The sequence below is a fragment of the Mesorhizobium sp. B2-1-3A genome, from assembly GCF_006442655.1.
In the GTDB taxonomy this organism is placed as follows: Bacteria; Pseudomonadota; Alphaproteobacteria; order Rhizobiales; family Rhizobiaceae; genus Mesorhizobium.
Map to the genome: position 1 here is coordinate 316,370 of NZ_VFWK01000008.1, position 16,437 is coordinate 332,806.

Annotated in this window: 17 protein-coding genes and 1 tRNA gene; 6 read left to right on the forward strand and 12 right to left on the reverse strand. The window is 65.4% G+C overall.

The features are described 5' to 3' along the window. The first annotated feature begins 14 nt into the window (after window positions 1–14). Window positions 15–1,034 carry a ketol-acid reductoisomerase gene (gene ilvC / locus FJ977_RS30505; RefSeq protein WP_010910140.1) on the forward strand — a complete coding sequence of 340 codons (1,020 nt, stop codon included), beginning with the start codon at window positions 15–17 and terminating at the stop codon, window positions 1,032–1,034. A 152-nt stretch (window positions 1,035–1,186) separates the two neighbouring features. Here ilvC and FJ977_RS30510 read toward each other — a convergent pair whose 3' ends face one another. Then, entirely contained in the window at window positions 1,187–1,759 is a 573-nt protein-coding gene (locus tag FJ977_RS30510; RefSeq protein WP_140775897.1) for a BA14K family protein, read from the reverse strand. A 188-nt stretch (window positions 1,760–1,947) separates the two neighbouring features. Here FJ977_RS30510 and FJ977_RS30515 point away from each other — a divergent pair, with 188 nt between their 5' ends. The 3 genes from FJ977_RS30515 to FJ977_RS30525 all read left to right on the forward strand — a co-directional run bounded on the left by FJ977_RS30515 (window position 1,948) and on the right by FJ977_RS30525 (window position 5,124). Then, entirely contained in the window at window positions 1,948–3,060 is a 1,113-nt protein-coding gene (locus FJ977_RS30515) for an endonuclease/exonuclease/phosphatase family protein (protein ID WP_140775898.1), read from the forward strand. Window positions 3,061–3,084: 24 nt separating this feature from the next. Continuing rightward, window positions 3,085–3,798, forward strand: a complete 714-nt coding sequence (locus tag FJ977_RS30520) for a hypothetical protein (protein WP_140775899.1) — start codon at window positions 3,085–3,087, stop codon at window positions 3,796–3,798. Window positions 3,799–3,861: 63 nt separating this feature from the next. Beyond that, window positions 3,862–5,124 carry a sodium:proton antiporter gene (locus FJ977_RS30525; RefSeq protein ID WP_140775900.1) on the forward strand — a complete coding sequence of 421 codons (1,263 nt, stop codon included), beginning with the start codon at window positions 3,862–3,864 and terminating at the stop codon, window positions 5,122–5,124. Between the two features lie 96 nt (window positions 5,125–5,220). Here the strand turns inward: FJ977_RS30525 and FJ977_RS30530 are convergent, their stop codons facing one another. From FJ977_RS30530 to FJ977_RS30540, 3 genes are read right to left on the reverse strand one after another with little or no spacing between them, the layout of a single operon-like run. Next, window positions 5,221–6,438, reverse strand: coding sequence for an ABC transporter permease (locus tag FJ977_RS30530; RefSeq protein ID WP_140610448.1), 1,218 nt, complete (start codon window positions 6,436–6,438; stop codon window positions 5,221–5,223). Window positions 6,439–6,440: 2 nt separating this feature from the next. After that, on the reverse strand, window positions 6,441–7,148 hold the full coding sequence (locus FJ977_RS30535) for an ABC transporter ATP-binding protein (RefSeq protein ID WP_140775901.1): 708 nt from the start codon (window positions 7,146–7,148) through the stop codon (window positions 6,441–6,443). Window positions 7,149–7,153: 5 nt separating this feature from the next. Beyond that, window positions 7,154–8,446: an efflux RND transporter periplasmic adaptor subunit gene (locus FJ977_RS30540; RefSeq protein WP_140775902.1), complete on the reverse strand. Its 1,293-nt coding sequence runs from the start codon at window positions 8,444–8,446 to the stop codon at window positions 7,154–7,156. 100 nt (window positions 8,447–8,546) lie between these two features. Between FJ977_RS30540 and FJ977_RS30545 the strand changes: the two genes are divergently transcribed. Next, a complete protein-coding gene (locus FJ977_RS30545) occupies window positions 8,547–9,455 on the forward strand; it encodes a PhzF family phenazine biosynthesis protein (RefSeq protein ID WP_140775903.1) in 909 nt (302 codons plus the stop codon). 107 nt (window positions 9,456–9,562) lie between these two features. Beyond that, window positions 9,563–9,638 (forward strand) — tRNA-Lys (locus tag FJ977_RS30550). Window positions 9,639–9,772: 134 nt separating this feature from the next. On the opposite strand, the gene FJ977_RS30555 is transcribed toward FJ977_RS30550, so the two are convergent. From FJ977_RS30555 to cbiE, 8 genes are all read right to left on the reverse strand, one after another. Next, window positions 9,773–10,003: a hypothetical protein gene (locus FJ977_RS30555; RefSeq protein ID WP_140775904.1), complete on the reverse strand. Its 231-nt coding sequence runs from the start codon at window positions 10,001–10,003 to the stop codon at window positions 9,773–9,775. A 94-nt stretch (window positions 10,004–10,097) separates the two neighbouring features. Continuing rightward, window positions 10,098–11,108: a nicotinate-nucleotide--dimethylbenzimidazole phosphoribosyltransferase gene (cobT, locus tag FJ977_RS30560; RefSeq protein ID WP_140775905.1), complete on the reverse strand. Its 1,011-nt coding sequence runs from the start codon at window positions 11,106–11,108 to the stop codon at window positions 10,098–10,100. Between the two features lie 39 nt (window positions 11,109–11,147). Next, on the reverse strand, window positions 11,148–11,924 hold the full coding sequence (gene cobS, locus FJ977_RS30565; protein WP_140775906.1) for an adenosylcobinamide-GDP ribazoletransferase: 777 nt from the start codon (window positions 11,922–11,924) through the stop codon (window positions 11,148–11,150). Continuing rightward, the gene (locus FJ977_RS30570) at window positions 11,921–13,240 is read right to left on the reverse strand and encodes a cobyrinate a,c-diamide synthase (protein WP_140775907.1); all 1,320 of its coding nucleotides are present in this window, start codon (window positions 13,238–13,240) and stop codon (window positions 11,921–11,923) included. The genes cobS and FJ977_RS30570 overlap by 4 nt, the downstream gene beginning before the upstream one ends. Next, entirely contained in the window at window positions 13,237–14,055 is an 819-nt protein-coding gene (cobA, locus tag FJ977_RS30575) for a uroporphyrinogen-III C-methyltransferase (RefSeq protein ID WP_140775908.1), read from the reverse strand. The genes FJ977_RS30570 and cobA overlap by 4 nt, the downstream gene beginning before the upstream one ends. Then, complete coding sequence (gene cobM, locus FJ977_RS30580) at window positions 14,052–14,816, reverse strand: precorrin-4 C(11)-methyltransferase (protein ID WP_140775909.1); 765 nt, start codon at window positions 14,814–14,816, stop codon at window positions 14,052–14,054. The genes cobA and cobM overlap by 4 nt, the downstream gene beginning before the upstream one ends. Further along, on the reverse strand, window positions 14,813–15,199 hold the full coding sequence (locus FJ977_RS30585; protein ID WP_140775910.1) for a cobalamin biosynthesis protein: 387 nt from the start codon (window positions 15,197–15,199) through the stop codon (window positions 14,813–14,815). Before FJ977_RS30585 ends, cobM begins: the two co-directional genes overlap by 4 nt. Beyond that, entirely contained in the window at window positions 15,196–16,437 is a 1,242-nt protein-coding gene (cbiE, locus tag FJ977_RS30590; RefSeq protein WP_140775911.1) for a precorrin-6y C5,15-methyltransferase (decarboxylating) subunit CbiE, read from the reverse strand. The genes FJ977_RS30585 and cbiE overlap by 4 nt, the downstream gene beginning before the upstream one ends.

A 16,437-nucleotide genomic window follows, 5' to 3' on the forward strand; every position in this document is an offset into this window, starting at 1 on the left:
GGAAGGAAGACAAAATGCGTGTTTATTACGATCGTGATGCCGATCTCAACCTGATCAAGGGCAAGAAGGTCGCCATCATCGGCTATGGCAGCCAGGGCCGGGCACATGCGCTCAACCTCAAGGACTCCGGCGCCAAGGAGATCGCCATCGGCCTCAAGGCCGGCTCGGCGACCGCCAAGAAGGTCGAGGCCGACGGGCTCAAGGTGATGAGCGTGGCCGACGCCGCCAAATGGGCCGACCTGATGATGATGGCGACGCCCGACGAGCTGCAGGCCGACATCTACAAGAACGAGATCGCGCCGAACATCCGCGATGGCGCGGCGATCGCCTTCGCGCATGGTCTCAACGTGCATTTCGGCCTGATCGAGCCGAAGTCGACCGTCGACGTCGTCATGATCGCGCCGAAGGGCCCGGGCCACACGGTGCGCGGCGAATACCAGAAGGGCGGCGGCGTGCCGTGCCTGGTCGCCGTCAACCAGGACGCTTCGGGCAATGCGCTCGACCTTGCGCTCTCCTATGCCTGCGGCGTCGGCGGCGGCCGTTCGGGCATCATCGAGACCAATTTCCGCGAGGAATGCGAGACCGATCTGTTCGGCGAGCAGGTCGTGCTGTGCGGTGGCCTGGTCGAACTGATCCGCGCCGGCTTCGAGACGCTGGTGGAAGCCGGCTACGCGCCGGAAATGGCCTATTTCGAGTGTCTGCACGAGGTCAAGCTGATCGTCGACCTGATCTATGAAGGCGGCATCGCCAACATGAACTACTCGATCTCGAACACCGCCGAGTGGGGCGAGTATGTCTCGGGCCCGCGCATCATCACCGCCGAGACCAAGGCCGAGATGAAGCGCGTGCTGAAGGACATCCAGACCGGCAAGTTCACGTCGGAATGGATGCAGGAATACCGTGCCGGCCTGTCGCGCTTCAAGGGCATCCGCCGCATGAATGACAGCCACCAGATCGAGGAAGTCGGCGCCAAGCTGCGCGCGATGATGCCGTGGATTTCCAAGAACAAGCTGGTTGACAAGGCCAAGAACTAAGCGACATCCACATCCTTGTTTGCGCGTTGTCGGGCTTAGCCCTGCGGATGCGCAACCGGTCGACAAGGCCAGTACTCGAGCGAAATCAGCTCCATCAAGACAGAAACGGCGCCACGTGGCGCCGTTTCTCATTTCCGGATCATCGGGCTAACTCAGCTGTAAGGCGAGTAGCACTGCTGGCGCGGGCCGTTGTAGGGCTGGAACGTGTTGTCCCAGGAGCGATACGACCGGTAGCGGTTGTAGCACCATTGGACATGGGCGTTGGAAAGCCGTCCGGCGCGATAATGGCGGCGCGGCGGCGGCGCATAGTAATCGTAGTTGTTGTACATGCTGCCAAGGCCGAGCCCCAGGCCGAGGCCAAGGACCGCGGCGGCACCGTCATCATAATAGCCGCCGTGATAGTGGCGGCGGCCATGGCGCCAGCGCCAGTCGTCGCCGCGGTTCCAGTTGCCGCCACCATTCCAGTGCCGGTTTCCATTCCAATTCCGGTTTCCGTTCCAATGGCCCGACCGGCGCCAGCGCCAGTCATTGTTGAAGCCACGGTTGTTGTTATTGCCGCCCGCCCAGCTGTCGCGGACAGGCGTGACCGTCGGTGCCGCGGTGCTGGTGGGAAGCGACAGGTTCGGCTGCAGGATCGGTCCGGCGGCCGACGGCGCCGTGATGCCGGAGACAATGCCGAGCGCTATCAGCCCGGACTTGATAGTGGAAGAAAAGAGCGAGTTCATTGTACTCTCCAAGAGATACAGGCCCCACGCCTACCCTGGAATGGGCCCAATGTGGACGTTTGCGTCTGAACGGCGGATGAACGGAAAGGTTCCGTCAACCATGGCGCGAATGCCGTCAGGACCAACCGATCCCTGCTTGTGGTCCTGCGATCTTGTTTTCTGGCGCTCTTGCAGGCAAAGGTCAGGGCATGTCGCTGCGCCTTGCCACCTTCAATGTCGAGAACCTGATGAACAGGTTCGATTTTTCCGGCTATCGCAACCAGCTCAACGAGGATCGGACGCTGGCGCTGTTCGATATCCAGAGCGAGGCCGAGTACAAGATGCTGGAACAGGCCCGCGCCATCGCGCAGTCCGACGACACGCGCCAGCTCTCGGCGTTGGCGATCGCCGCCACCCGGGCCGACATCATCTGCATGCAGGAGGTCGACAACATCGAGGCGCTGAAGGCCTTCGAATACGGCTATCTCTTCAAGATGGTGGGGCAGGGCTACCGGCAGAAATACACCACGTCGGGCAATGATTCGCGCGGCATCGACGTCGCCGTGATGATGCGCAACGAGACCGCGCAGGGACAGCCGATCGAATTCGTGCGCATGACCAGCCATGCCTATGTCACCTACGAGCAGTTCGGGCTGCATACGCCGGAACTGGCGGCCCTCGGCAGCCAGGCCAATGAACGCATCTTCCGGCGCGACTGCCTGGAAGTCGACATCACCGTGGGCGGCCTGCCGCTGACGCTTTATCTCGTGCATTTCAAGTCCATGGGTCCGCCACGCAACGGGCTGGACGGACGCGAGGCGACGATGCCGGTGCGCGTCGCGGAGGCGCAAGCCGTGCGCCGGATCATCGAGGAGCGCTTCGGTGGGAACCATGCCGCCGACAAGCGCTGGGCGATCTGCGGCGACATGAACGATTACCGGCAGCGCGTGAAGATCGCCGGCGATGATGTCGACGGCTACCGTTTCGAGGTGGTCGACGAGAACCAGTCCTGCATCAACGTGCTGACGGCAGGCGGCTTCTGCGAAAACGTCGTCGAGCGGCGGCCGGAAATGAACCGCTGGACCTTCTATCACACACGCGGGCCTGAAGAGCGGCATCTCTGCCAGCTCGACTACATCCTGCTCTCCAGGGGACTGGCGGCGAAGAATGCCACCGCCGTTCCCGACATCATCCGCAACGGCCAGCCCTGGCGCACGATCTTTCCGGCGGGCCAGGAGGTCGAGCGCTTCCCGCGCGCCGGCTGGGACCGGCCGAAAGCGTCTGACCATTGCCCGGTGGCGATCACGCTGGACATGGCTTGATACAGGGACTGGGGTTTGATTGGCATGAGTTTCGACCTGCCGCGCAATGTCATCCTGGCGGTCGACGCCGTCGACGTCCGGCTCGACCCCGGCCCGCATCCTTTCGCCAGGGATAATGCGGCGGCGATCGTCGAGAACTGGCAGCGCGAGATAGCAGCCAATCCCGCGCTGTTCGACGGCACGGTGGTGCTGCTGTCGCAACTTGCCTGGCGCGACAACCGCCTCGTCGGCCGCTGCCATGCGGTCAACTACTCCACCTTCATGCTCTGGCGGAAGCGGCCCGAGAACTCCGGCGCCGAGCACGCCTATGCCCATGCCGTGCTGGTGGCAGGCGACAATGCGCTGGTTGCGATCCGCATGGGACCGCAGACGGTCAATGCCGGCCGCGTCTATTTCGCCGCCGGCTCGTTCGAGCCTGTCGATTTCCGCGACGGGATGGTCGATGTCGATTTCAACATGATCCGCGAGGTGCGCGAAGAGACCGGCATCGACCTGTCGAACGCCAGGCGCGGCGTGCGCTGGCACGCCCTGTCGACGGCAAGCGGCACGGTGATCTTCCGCCGCTATCATGTCGATGAGCCGGCCGATGAGGTCGCGCGCAGAATCTCGGCCTTCGTTGCCACCGAAACCGATCCGGAGATCGAGGGGCCGGTCATCATCCGTCACGCCGCCGACCTGCCGGAGGGGCTGTCGCCGCACATGAAGCCGCTGATCGAGTGGCATTTCGCCAACAGCTAGATTGTCGTTTCCGCCCGCCAGCTTCTAAACTCCCCTCGGTTTTGACGAATCGGCGGGGGCCGCATGCTGTCAGTCTTTGAAATCGCCGCGCTGCTGTTGACGTTGTCGGCCCTGTTCGGCTGGCTGAACCTGCGTTTCCTCAAACTGCCGCATACGATCGGGCTTTTGATCATGGCGCTGGCGGCGTCACTGCTCCTGCTTGCCCTGGAGAAGATCGCGCCGGGTCTCGGCATCACGGCGACGCTGCAGAACGTGATGCAAGAGATCGATTTTACCTCGGCGATCATGAACGGCATGCTGTCGCTGCTGCTGTTTGCCGGCGCCCTGCATGTCGATTTCGATCTGCTCAAAGGACAGAAATGGGCGATCACCCTGATGGCCAGCATCGGCGTCGTCATCTCGACGGCGGTGGTCGGCGTGGCCTTGTGGTTCGTGGCTGGCGGGCTTGGCTTCAACGTCCCCCTGCCATGGGCCCTGGTGTTCGGCGCGCTGATTTCGCCGACCGATCCGGTCGCCGTGCTCGGCCTGCTCAAATCCATCAACGTGCCGGAATCGATCAAGGCCAAGATCGCCGGCGAGTCCTTGTTCAACGACGGTGTCGCGGTGGTGGCGTTCGGCGTGCTGCTGGCGGTGGCTGTCGCGACCACGGGCCAGCACCGGCCCGACCTTTGGGACATTGGCGAACTGCTGCTGCGTGATGGGCTGGGCGGCGCACTGTTCGGGCTCCTGACCGGCTGGATCGCCTATCGCGCGATGCTGGCCGTCGACGATCACATCGTCGAGATCCTGATCTCGCTCGCCGTCTGCATCGGCACCTACACGCTCTGCAACCGGCTGCACATTTCGGGGCCGATCGCGGTGGTCGTCGCGGGCCTTTTGATCGGCAACCATGGCGCCGAGCATGCGATGAGCGAGACGGTGGAGGATTATCTCTTCGCCTTCTGGGAGGTGGTCGACGAGATGCTGAATTCCGTCCTGTTCCTGTTGCTCGGACTGGAAGTGCTGGTGCTGTCGTTCGATCCCTCGCATGGCTGGATCGTGCTGATCGCGATCCCGATCGTGTTGGCCGGGCGCTTTGTCTCCGTCTGGATTCCGATCTCGCTGCTGGCGGTACGCCAGACCTTCTCGGCAGGATCCATTCCCGTGTTGACCTGGGGCGGCCTGCGTGGGGGCGTTTCAGTGGCGCTGGCGCTGTCCTTGCCGGACAGCGCGGCCAAACCGGTGCTGCTGACAGCGACCTACGCAGTGGTGATCTTCTCGATCATCGTCCAGGGACTGACGATGAAGTGGGTGATCGGCAGGACGACGGACCCGGCCAGCGTGTAGCTTGCCCGGGTTTTCACCGGCCTTGTCAGCGCGACGTGTTGCCCTGCGCTGCGAATGCAGGCGTCCGGGATTGGGGATAGCCGTCGAAGCTGCTGCTTATTCGTGCCGCAACGCGTCGATCGGATCGAGCCTGGCGCCGCGCAGGGCCGGGAAGAAGCCGAAAACCATGCCGATCAGTGCCGAAAAGCCGACAGCGAGCAGGATGACCGCCGGGCTTGGCGCGAAGGGGATGGTCAGCGTCACCGAGGCAAGGCCGGCCAGCGCCAGGCCGATCAGGATACCGATAATGCCGCCGAGCAGCGACAGCACCGTGGCCTCGACCAGGAACTGGATGAGGATGTGCTTTTCATGCGCGCCGATGGCGAGCCTGATGCCGATCTCGCGCGTGCGTTCGGTGACCGAGACCAGCATGATGTTCATGATGCCGATGCCGCCGACCAGAAGGCTGACGCCGGCGACCGCGCCAAGCATGCCGGTCATGGTGGTGGTCGCGCTGGCCATGGCGTCGGCGATCTGCGTCATGTCGCGGATGGCGAAATCGCTCTCGCGGTCAGGCGTGACGCGGCGCGCATCGCGCAAGATGTCCTCGACACGTGGCTGCAACTCGCTGGTCGGTGTGCGGTCGTCGGCGGCGATGTAGATGTTGTCGATGTCGCGATTGCCGGCGATGCGGCGCTGATAGGCGTGCAGCGGCATCAGCACGACATTGTCCTGGTCCTGGCCGAAGCCGGTATAGCCCTTGGGTTCGAGCAGGCCGATGATCTTGCAGGAGGTGCGGTTGACGCGGATGATCTCGCCCTCGGGGTCGCCGGCGCCGAAGAACTGCTGGCGCACCGTCTCGCCGATCAGGCACACGCCGGTGCCCGAGCGGGTTTCGGAATCGCTGAACGGGCGGCCGGACACCAGCTTCCAGTCGCGTGCGTCGAGATAGGCGCTGTCGGTGCCGGTCACGCCCGAGGTCAGGCTCTCGGTGCCGAAGATGACGCGCACCTGCTTCTGCGAGGCCGGCGAGATGGCGCGCGCGCCGGTGAGATGCGCGACCAGTGCGGCAAGGTCCTTCTCGGCCAGTGGCCGCACCACCTGGTCGAGCCCGCCCGGGCCGCCGGGACCGGCCGGGCGACCGGCACGGACGACCAGCAGGTTGCTGCCGAGCTTGGAGATGTCGGCCTTGACCTTCTGCGTGGTGCCGGAACCGATGGTCAGCATGGCAATGACTGCGGCGACACCGATGACGATGCCGAGCAGCGTCAGGAACGAGCGCAGCACGTTACGGCGGATCGAGCGCAGCGAGAGGCGGACGGTTTCCCAGATCATGGTCAGGCCACCTCGACATTCATGGTGTCTGATGCGACGTGGCCATCGAGGAAGCGGATGGTGCGTTCGGCATATTCGGCGACGTCGGCCTCATGCGTGACCATGGTGACGGTCAGACCGAGCTCCTTGTTGAGCTTCGTCAGCAGTTCCATGATCTCGTGCGTGCGGGCGGTGTCGAGGTTGCCGGTCGGTTCGTCGGCGACGAGCAGCGTCGGCCGGGTGACGATGGCGCGCGCGATGGCCACGCGCTGCTGCTGGCCGCCGGAAAGTTCCGCCGGCGTGTGATGCTCGCGGCCGACCAGGCCGACCTGGGCGAGTGCTTGCATCGCGAGGTCGCGCCGCTCGCGGGCGGCCACGCCCCGATAGATCAGCGGCAGTTCGACATTTTCGGCGGCCGTGGTGCGCGCGAGCAGATTGTAGCCCTGGAAGACGAAGCCGACATAGAGGTTGCGCAGCATGGCGCGGCGGTTGCGGTCGAGCCGGCCGGCGTCGACGCCCATGAAGGAGTAGGTTCCGGCCGTCGGCGTGTCGAGGCAGCCGATGATGTTCATCGCGGTCGATTTGCCGGAGCCGGACGGCCCCATGATGGCGACGAATTCGCCGCGCCTGATGGCAAGGTCGACGCCGGCGAGCGCATGGACCTTGGCTTCGCCCTGGCCATAGCTCTTCCAGACCTTGTCGAAGGTGATGAGCGTCGCGCCCGCGGCCACGGCCGTCAGCTCCGCGGCTGCGAGGCGGTGATGACCTGCGCGCCTTCGTCCAGGCCGGATGTGATCTCGGTCAGTTCGCCATCGGTGGAGCCGATCTTGACGTTGACCGGATGCGGCCTGCCATTCTCCAGCACATAGAGCGTGCGCGAGCCATCGGTGGGTGCGGTCGCGGCCTGACGCTGGCGATTGCCGCCAGGACGGCCCATGCGGCCGGTGAACAGGTCGCTGAGGCTCCATCCACGCGCGGCCTGCTGCGCCGGGCGGTAGCGGAAGGCGGAGGAGGGCACGGTCAGCACGCCCTTCGCCTCCCTCGTGACGACCGAAACGGTGGCGGTCATGCCGGGCCGCAACAACAGCTCGTTGTTGTCGACCTCGAGCCGCGCATTGTAGGTGACGACACCGTCTGTCGTGACCGAGGCATAGGAGATGTCGCGGATCTCGGCATCGAACGGCCGGTCGGGGAAGGCATCGACGGTGAAACGGGCATGCTGGCCTGTCTTGACGGCGCCGATGTCGGCCTCGTCGACCGCCGCCACCAACTCCATGTTCCGCAAATCCGCGGCGATGACGAACAGCACCGGCGCCTGCAGCGAGGAGGCGACCGTCTGGCCGGGGTCGACCGAGCGCGTCAGCACGATGCCGTCGATCGGGGCATAGATCGTGCTGTTGGCAAGGTCCGTCTGCTGCGATTTGAGATCGGCATTGGCGATGGCGAGATTGGCCTGGGCGCTGTCAAGCGCCGCCTTGGAGCGGTCGCGCGTCGCGGTTGCCGCCTCGAGCGACTGGTCGGTCGCCATGCCGCGCTTGGTCAAGGCGGCCGCGCGCACCAGCGCGCTTTCGTTTTCGGCCAGCGTCACCGTGGCGTCCTCGACATTGGCTGCCGCCCCTTTCGCGGAAGCCTCGGCCCGTTCGATCTGGACCTGCAGCTTGGCGGTGTCGAGGGCCGCCAGCACGTCGCCTTTCTTCACCTGCTGGTTCTCGTTGACCGAGACCGAGCGTATGATGCCGGAAAGCTGGCTGGAAATGTCGACCTGGGTGAGCGGCTGCAGCGTGCCCGTCGCCGAAACCTGGACGGTCAGGTCGGCCTTGGCGGCCGGCACGGTGGTGTAATCGATCCTGGCGGGCGTGGCGGCATACCATTGATAGAGGCCAAGACCGGCGGCAAGCACGATCAGGGTCAGCAGCGCATAGAGCCAGCCGCGCCGGCGCGTCTTGCGCAGACCTTGTCGGTCGAGCCCAAGCGCCGTCTCGATGGCGGAATCCGATTCCGTCTTTGGCAGATTGACAATCTGGTCCACGTCGGACCCCTATGATGCGTATGTCCCTATCTGTGCACAGATCAGGCTTACCGGTTCAAATATCAAATTAAATTTCGCCCATGTTGGGATTGAGGCAGGAATGCAAACCCGGAATTACTTGCTTTACGATGTGTTTACGACCGAGCGACTGGCCGGAAACCCGCTGGCCGTGGTGTTGGATTGCAAAGGTCTGGACACGGCGGCGATGCAGGCCATCGCGCGCGAATTCAACCTGTCCGAATCGGTCTTTGTGTTGCCGCCCGACAATCCCAAGCACAAAAACCGGATCCGCATCTTCACGCCCGACTATGAAATGCCGTTCGCCGGCCATCCGACGGTGGGATCGGCAATCGCGCTGGCCGAACTGGCGGGTGAGGGCGGGGCCGGCATCTTCGTGCTGGAAGAGAACATCGGCCCGGTGCGCTGCGCCGTCAGCACGCACGATGGCAACACCTTCGCCGAGTTCGATCTGGCAAAACTGCCGGAACCGCTGAAGCTCGAGGCCGATCCGGAAGCGATCGGGGCGGCCCTTGGCCTGGCGCCGCACGAGATCGGCTTCGAGAATCACCGTGTCTCGTTCTGGTCGGCGGGCGTACCCTATGTGACCATTCCAGTCGCCAATCTCGAGGCGGCGGGCCGCATCCGGCTGGACAATCAGGCCTGGTCGGAACTGGCGCCGCGCAAGAGCGAATGGGCCTTCGCCAGCCCCTATGTCTATTGCCGCGAGACGGTGAACCACGAAAGCGCCTTTCATGTCCGCATGATCGTGCCCGGCACGCCTTCCTATGAGGATCCGGCGACGGGTTCGGCGGCGGCCGCCTTCGCCGGCGCCATCATGCATTTCGACGGCCCGACGGATGGCATTTCACAGCTGTGGATCGAGCAGGGGCTGGAGATGGGCCGGCCGTCTCGCATCCGCCTGGAGCTCAATGTCGAAGGCGGAAAACTGGCCTCGGCGCGCATTGGCGGCAACGCGGTCAAGGTGGCGGAAGGCAAGCTTTTCGTGTGACCATCTGCGTCACTTCAGCGATTTGTCGGGAAATGATTCCGGCAGGGCTAGACATGACCGATGGTGGCGGCTATATGCCCGCCAACGCCGGTTTTTGCCGGCCGAGTGGGTGCGTAGCTCAGTTGGTAGAGCAGCTGACTCTTAATCAGCGGGTCCACAGTTCAATCCTGTGCGCACCCACCAAATTCCTAGAAGACTTGGTGGAAAGACCCTGAAAAGCGAGACGCGTGTGGCGCGTCTCGGGCCAAGTGCTGCGGCTTTTCAACCAGCAACGCCATTTCGTGCTCAGATGATCTAACGGCGTGCAAAAATGCGGCTTAGAAATCGGCCGAACCGAAAAGCAATGTTCTTTTCTGCGCTTTCAGCTTCGCCAGCGTCAGTTCCGCCTTCCCGCCCGAGAAATCGGTGATGAGCCACCAGAAGAAAACCAGGAAAACAACGAAAATCGCGGTGTCGATCGGGCTGTGGCTGGAGTATCCATCGCGCCGAAGCACAATGGCAAGCACAACGGCAATAGACACAGCGGCGGCGGGATGGAGTTTTTTCATCCGCCATATCTATTCGAGGATCGCCGTAGCAGGAAGATGCCACTCCTGCCTGTGACGGGAGCGGCTTCACGGACCCAACCGTAGAAGTCCGAAGCTACTTCTCCGAGACCCCAGCCTCGGCAAAGCTCGCCATTCTCGCATGACACTCCAGTGCCGAGCGCACGATGTTGACGGCGAGGCAGGCACCCGAACCCTCACCGAGCCGCATGCCGAGATCGAGCAGCGGCGGCAGGCCGAGCGCTTCGAGCAGGCCGCGATGGCCCGATTCGGCCGAGACATGGGCCGCGATTGTGTGGGCCAGCCCTGTCGGGTGCAGCCTTGCCAGCGGGGCGGCGGCGGCGGTGCAGACGAAGCCGTCGAGCAGCACGGGAATGCCGAGATGACGGGCGGCGAGCGTGGCGCCGAAGATGGCGGCGAGTTCTCGGCCACCGAGTGCCGCGGCAACCCCCAACGGGTCGGCAAGGGCGGCGGCATGACGCTTCAGGCCGGCTTCGATGGCGACAACCTTGCGCTTCAGTCCGGCATCGTCGACGCCGGTGCCGCGCCCGGTCCATTTTTCCGCGCCCCCGCCGAAGAGGGCCGCTGAAATGGCGGCAGCCGGCGTGGTGTTGCCGATGCCCATCTCGCCGAAGCAGATCAGGTCGAGATCTTTCGTCACCGCGTCGTAGCCGGCCGACACGGCGGCGAGGAAGGCTTCCTCGTCCATTGCCGGCACTTGCGTGAAGTCGCCCGTAGGATGGTCGAGGTCGAGCGGGATGACATCGAGCTCGGTGCCGGCGATGCGGGCGAGCTGGTTGATGGCGGCCCCGCCGCCGGCGAAGTTCGCCACCATCTGCACGGTGACCTCGGAAGGAAAGGCCGACACGCCCTGCGCGGTTACACCGTGATTGCCGGCGAACACGAACACTTTCACGCGGTCGAGTTTTGGCATGTCGCGGCCCTGCCAGCGCGCCAGCCATGCGGCGATGGTTTCCAGCCGGCCGAGGCTGCCTTGCGGCTTGGTCAGCGTATCCTGGCGGCGGGCAACGGCCTTTGCGGCGGTATCGCTGCCGGCGGGCAGGTCGAGGCAGGCGGCGCGCAATTCATCGAGGGATTTGAAGGGCATGGGGGCAAGGTCTCCGGAAGAGAATCAGGTCAAGGGGAATCAGGAAAGCGCGACGGAGGCGACGAGAAGCACTGATATTTCGCTCACCTGCTGCAAGGCGCCGATCGTGTCGCCAGTCTGGCCACCGATCTGGTTGAGGCAAAGGGCATGGAAGGCGGCAAACAGCAGGCCGAGCAGGATGAGCGCGGCGATGGCGCCGCCGAGCCCAAGCAGCAGGAGAGGGATCGCGCCAAGCACGGCGCCGACGATGGCGATTTCCTGCGAGACCGTACCGGCACCGGCCGACAGGCCATCGGACCGTGCCGGCGGCAACAGGTGCATGAAGGCGCCAAGCACGCCGCGTGAGGCGGCGTGGGCAGCAACGAGAGCGAAGAGGGCCTGCGTGGGGTCGACGAATTCCGAAAGCACGTTCCAGCGGATCAGCAGCGACAGGGTCAGGGCCGCCGCGCCATAGGCCCCGATGCGGCTGTCGCGCATGATCTCCAGCTTGCGGCCGCGCGATTTGCCGCCGCCAAAGCCGTCGGCGACGTCGGACAGTCCGTCCTCGTGCAGGCAACCGGTGGTGATCACGGTTGAAACCAGGGCAAGGGCCGCCGCCGGGCCCATGGCAAGGCCAAACCGTTCCGCCGTGGCAAAGACGATGGCGCCGATCAGGCCGACGACGAGGCCGGCGACCGGCGCGGCCCAGATGGCGGCGGCAAGGCTGCGGCCGCGAAAGTCGAGGATGGGTAGAGGCAGGCGGGTGAAGAACACCAGGCAGAGCGCCATGTCGTCGAGGATTTGCCGAGGCGAAAGGGTCAAATTCGGGAGCTTCATGCGCCGCCCCTCGCTATCGCATGGAAGAAGGTGCCGCTGACATGGCCGCGCCGATAGCCGGAGGCGCCGATCGGATTGCCCTGACCATCGGCGAGGTCAGCCAGCGGCTCGTCATTGCCGGTTGCCGTCATCTGCGCATAGTGGAATTCATGACCCCGGATCAGCGCGCCCTGCACGCCCAGCGGGCAATCGGCGCGCAGCCGCGCCTCGCGGTAGCCAAGATTCATCTTCCGCTTTGCAAAACTGGTGGAATGGCCAAGCAGGCCAAGCATTGCGTGCGTTTCGCCCGAGGCATCCTCCAGCGCCTGGCCTAGCACCATGAAGCCGCCGCACTCGCCATGCACGGGCTTGGTCGCGGCGAAGCGCGCCATTCCGGTCTTGAAGGTCTCTGACGCCGCGAGCCGGCCGGCGTGAAGCTCGGGATAGCCGCCGGGCAGCCAGCAGACGTCACAATCCTCATCGGGCGCTTCGTCGGCGAGTGGCGAGAACGGAACGATTTCCGCGCCCGCCTTGCGCCAATAGCTGGCGACATGCGGGTAGAGGAAGGTGAAGGCTGCATCTTCCGCCAAGGCTATCCGCTGGCCGGGCGGCTGCAGCGCCTCGTCGAAGCCGCCTTCCGCCGGGGTGAGGGGCGTTGCCAGCGCCATGACCGCGTCGAGGTCGAGCGACTTCTCCGCCATGTCGGCAAGGCGGTCGAGATGCGCCATCAGGTCATCATATTCGCCGGCCTGAACGAGGCCGAGGTGCCGCTCGGGCAGGTTCAGGGTGGGGTCGCGTAAGATGGTGCCGACGACAGGCAGGCCGATTGCCTCGATGGCGTCGCCGGACAGCCGGCGGTGGCGCTCGCTGCCCAATCGGTTGAGCACGACGCCAGCCATGCGCACATCAGGATCGTAAGTGGCAAAACCCTTGGCGACGGCCGCCGCGGTGGTCGATTGGCCGGACACGTCGAGCACCAGCAGCACAGGCAGGCCGTAGAGCCGGGCGAGATCGGCCGCCGAACCGGTGCGGCCTGGCGCGGCCGGAATGCCGTCGAACAGGCCCATGGCGCTTTCGAGGATGACGAAATCGGTGTCGTCGGCCGCCTGTGCGGCGAGCGCGTTGAGCAGCGATGGGGGCATTGCCCAGCTGTCGAGATTGACGCCGGACAGGCCGGTGGCGGCCGTGTGGAAGCCGGGATCGATATAGTCGGGGCCGGATTTGGCGCCCCGCACCTTCAGCCCGCGCCGGGTGAGCGCGCGCAGGATGCCGATGGTGACGCTGGTCTTGCCCGAGCCGGAGCGCGGCGCGCCGATGATGATCGCGCGGGCCGTCATGCCTTGCCTGCCAATGCCGCCCGCATGGCGACGATGCCGCCGACGACGATCAGTGCCGGCGAGGCAAGGCCGGCGGCGGCCGCTTCCTCGGCGATGGTGGCGAGCGTGGCGACGACGGTCCGTTCCTGCGGCGTCGTCGCGGCGACGATCACCGCCGCCGGCGTCGATGGCGCCAGCCCGCCGTCGAGCAGCGCTGCAGCGATCAGCGGCAGGTTCGCCATGCCCATATAGACGACAACCGGCTGGCCGGTGCGGGCGATCGCCGCCCAGTCGATGTCATCGTCGGTGCCGGCGGCGTGGCCGGTCGCCAGGATCACCGCCTTGTTGATGCCGCGCATGGTGGCCGGGATGCCGGTCGCGGCCAGCGCGCTGAGGCCGGATGTCAGGCCGGGCAAAACCCGGAAGGGGATGGCTTCGCGCGCGAGCGCCAGTGCCTCTTCGCCGCCACGGCCGAAAATATAGGGATCGCCGCCTTTCAATCTGACGACGCGGCGGCCTTCGCGCGCCAGCCGCACCAGAAGAGCGGTGATGTCGTCCTGCTTCATCGACGGTTGGCCGCCGCGTTTGCCGGCGTAGAACAGTTCGGCAGCCGATGCTACCGCCACGACATCGGGTGAGACCAGCGCGTCATAGACCAGCGCATCCGCCTCGGCCAAGGCCGCCAGCACTTCCAGGGTCAGGCAACCGGGGTCGCCGGGGCCGGCGCCGGCCAGCCAGACATGGCCCGGCTCCAGCGGGCGTGGCTTGAAGTTCAGCCGGGCGAGCGCCTGTTCGAGCGTGGCGTTTTCGCCTGTGTTCTTGGTGCTGCCGCTCACAATCCGTCCCGTCCGCGAAAACGCCGCTGATAGTGGGCGTCGTACAATGAACTCTCGCCAAAGCCTTCCGCCGCCAGCGAGCGGCCGACGAAGATGATCGCCGTGCGCTCCATCGGATCGGCGGCAAGCTGTGCCTCGATCGTTTCCAGCGTTCCCGTCAGCACGCGCTCATCCGGCCACGAGGCGCGGAAGACGATCGCCACCGGACAATCGCCGCCATAATGCGGCGTCAGTTCGGCGACGACACGGTCGATGGCGTGGATGGCAAGATGGATGGCCAGCGTGGCGCCGGTGCTGCCGAAGCCGGCCAGCGTTTCGCCGGGTGGCATTTTCGAGGCGCGACCGGAGATGCGGGTGAGCACCAGGCTTTGCGCCATTTCGGGAATGGTCAACTCGCGGCGCAGCGCCGCGGCGGCCGCGGCGAAGGAAGGAACGCCCGGCGTCAGCGTGTAAGGGATGGCGTGTTTTTCCAGCCGGCGGATCTGCTCGGCGACCGCACTCCAAACCGACAGATCGCCGGAATGCAGCCGCGCTATATCATGGCCAGCCTTGTGGGCCTCGACATAGGCGGCCTCTATCTCGTCAAGCGACATCGGCGCGGTGTCGATCAGTTTGGTCCCGGGCGCGCAATGCTGCAGCAATTCGGGTGCGACGATGGAGCCGGCGTGCAGGCAGACCGGACAGCTTGCCAGGAGCCTGGCGCCGCGCAGCGTTATGAGATCGGCGGCACCTGGACCGGCACCGATGAAATGGACGGTCATGGCGCGTCTCCGCTGATGGCGATGGCGCAGGTGACCGGGCCAAGCACGGTGCGAGGGCCAAGCAGTTTTGCACCGGCCCCGGCAACGGCGAGGGCTGCCGCTTCGGAAACCGAGGGCGTGCCGGCCAGTTCCCGCGAGAGGCTGGAATGGCTGAGCGTGCCTGGCGATGCGGCTTGAAGCGCCGCGTCATCGGCGATGACAACCGGGAGGTTCAGCGTGCGGCCGGCGGCGGCGATCGCGTCTTCATCCTTCTTGAACGCTGCGGTCGCCAATGCCGAAAGCGCCGTCATTGCCAGCCCATGCGCTTCAAGCGCGGTTTCAATCGCGGCAAGCACGTCTTCGACGCCAACGCCTTTGCGGCTGCCGATGCCCGCGACCATCATGGCTTCACCCAATTCCATTGCGTGACCGGCATGGCCGGCCGCCATGCCTGCATCGAACCGACCGGCGAGGCGCGCGAAATATCTATCCGGGTAAGATCGCCGCCCAGTTTCAGGTGCTGGGCGAGAAGCAGCGTTTCCATCTCCAGCGTCACCGCATTGGCGACGAGACGGCCACCTGTGCGCAGCGCCTTGATGGCAGTGTTCAAGACACCGGTGTCGCTGCCGCCGCCGCCGATGAATATCGCGTCCGGCGTCTCCAGCCCGGCAAGCGCCTTTGGCGCGTTGCCTTCCACCACCACAAGGCCGGGAACGCCGCAGGCGGCGGCGTTGCGGTGGATGCGAGCGGCGCGGCCCGGGTCGGCCTCGATGGCGATGGCGCGCATCAAGGGGTGGGCGAGCATCCACTCGATGCCGATCGAGCCGGAGCCGGCGCCGATGTCCCACAGCAACTCGCCCCGCCTTGGCGCCAGCGTCGACAAGGTGACAGCGCGGATTTCGCGCTTGGTGATCTGGCCGTCATGGTCGAACAGATGATCGGCAAGGCCAACCGTGAGAGGCAGCACACGGCCTTGCGGATTCGAATCAATTTCGATGGCCAGCACGTTGAGCGGATTGATGTTTTCGAGGTCGAAGGCGTCGGCGCGTGCCATGCGCTGTTTCTCGTTCGCACCGCCCAAAGCCTCCAGGACCGTCAGCCGCGATGCGCCGAAATCGAGTTCTGTAAGCAGGCGGGCAATTGCCGCCGGCGCGTGGCCATCCGATGTCAGTGCCAGGATGCGTGCATTGGGCTGCAGCAGCGGCCGGATCAGGTCAAGCGGCCGGCCATGCAGCGAGACGGTCTCGATGTCCTGCAGTGCCCAGCCAAGGCGGGCGGCGGCCAGCGAGACGGCCGACGGCGCGGGGATGACATGCATCTCCCGGGGCTCGACCTTGCGGGCGAGCGTGGCGCCGACCCCGTGGAAAAAGGGATCACCGGAGGCGAGCACGCAGACTTTGCTGCCCACCAGCGCCAGCACGTCAGCCATCCCGGCATCGAAGGGCATCGGCCAGGGGCGCGGCTCGCCCTTAGCGAAGGACGCGACCAGCGCCAGATGACGCTTGCCGCCGAAGATGAACTCCGCGTCGGCGATCCGCTGCTTGGCCTCGTCGCCGAGACCCGCTAAACCGTCCTCGCCGATGCCGATCACCGTCAGCCATTTCGACGTATAGGCGGCTCCGCGCGGACTTTCAGCAGGCAT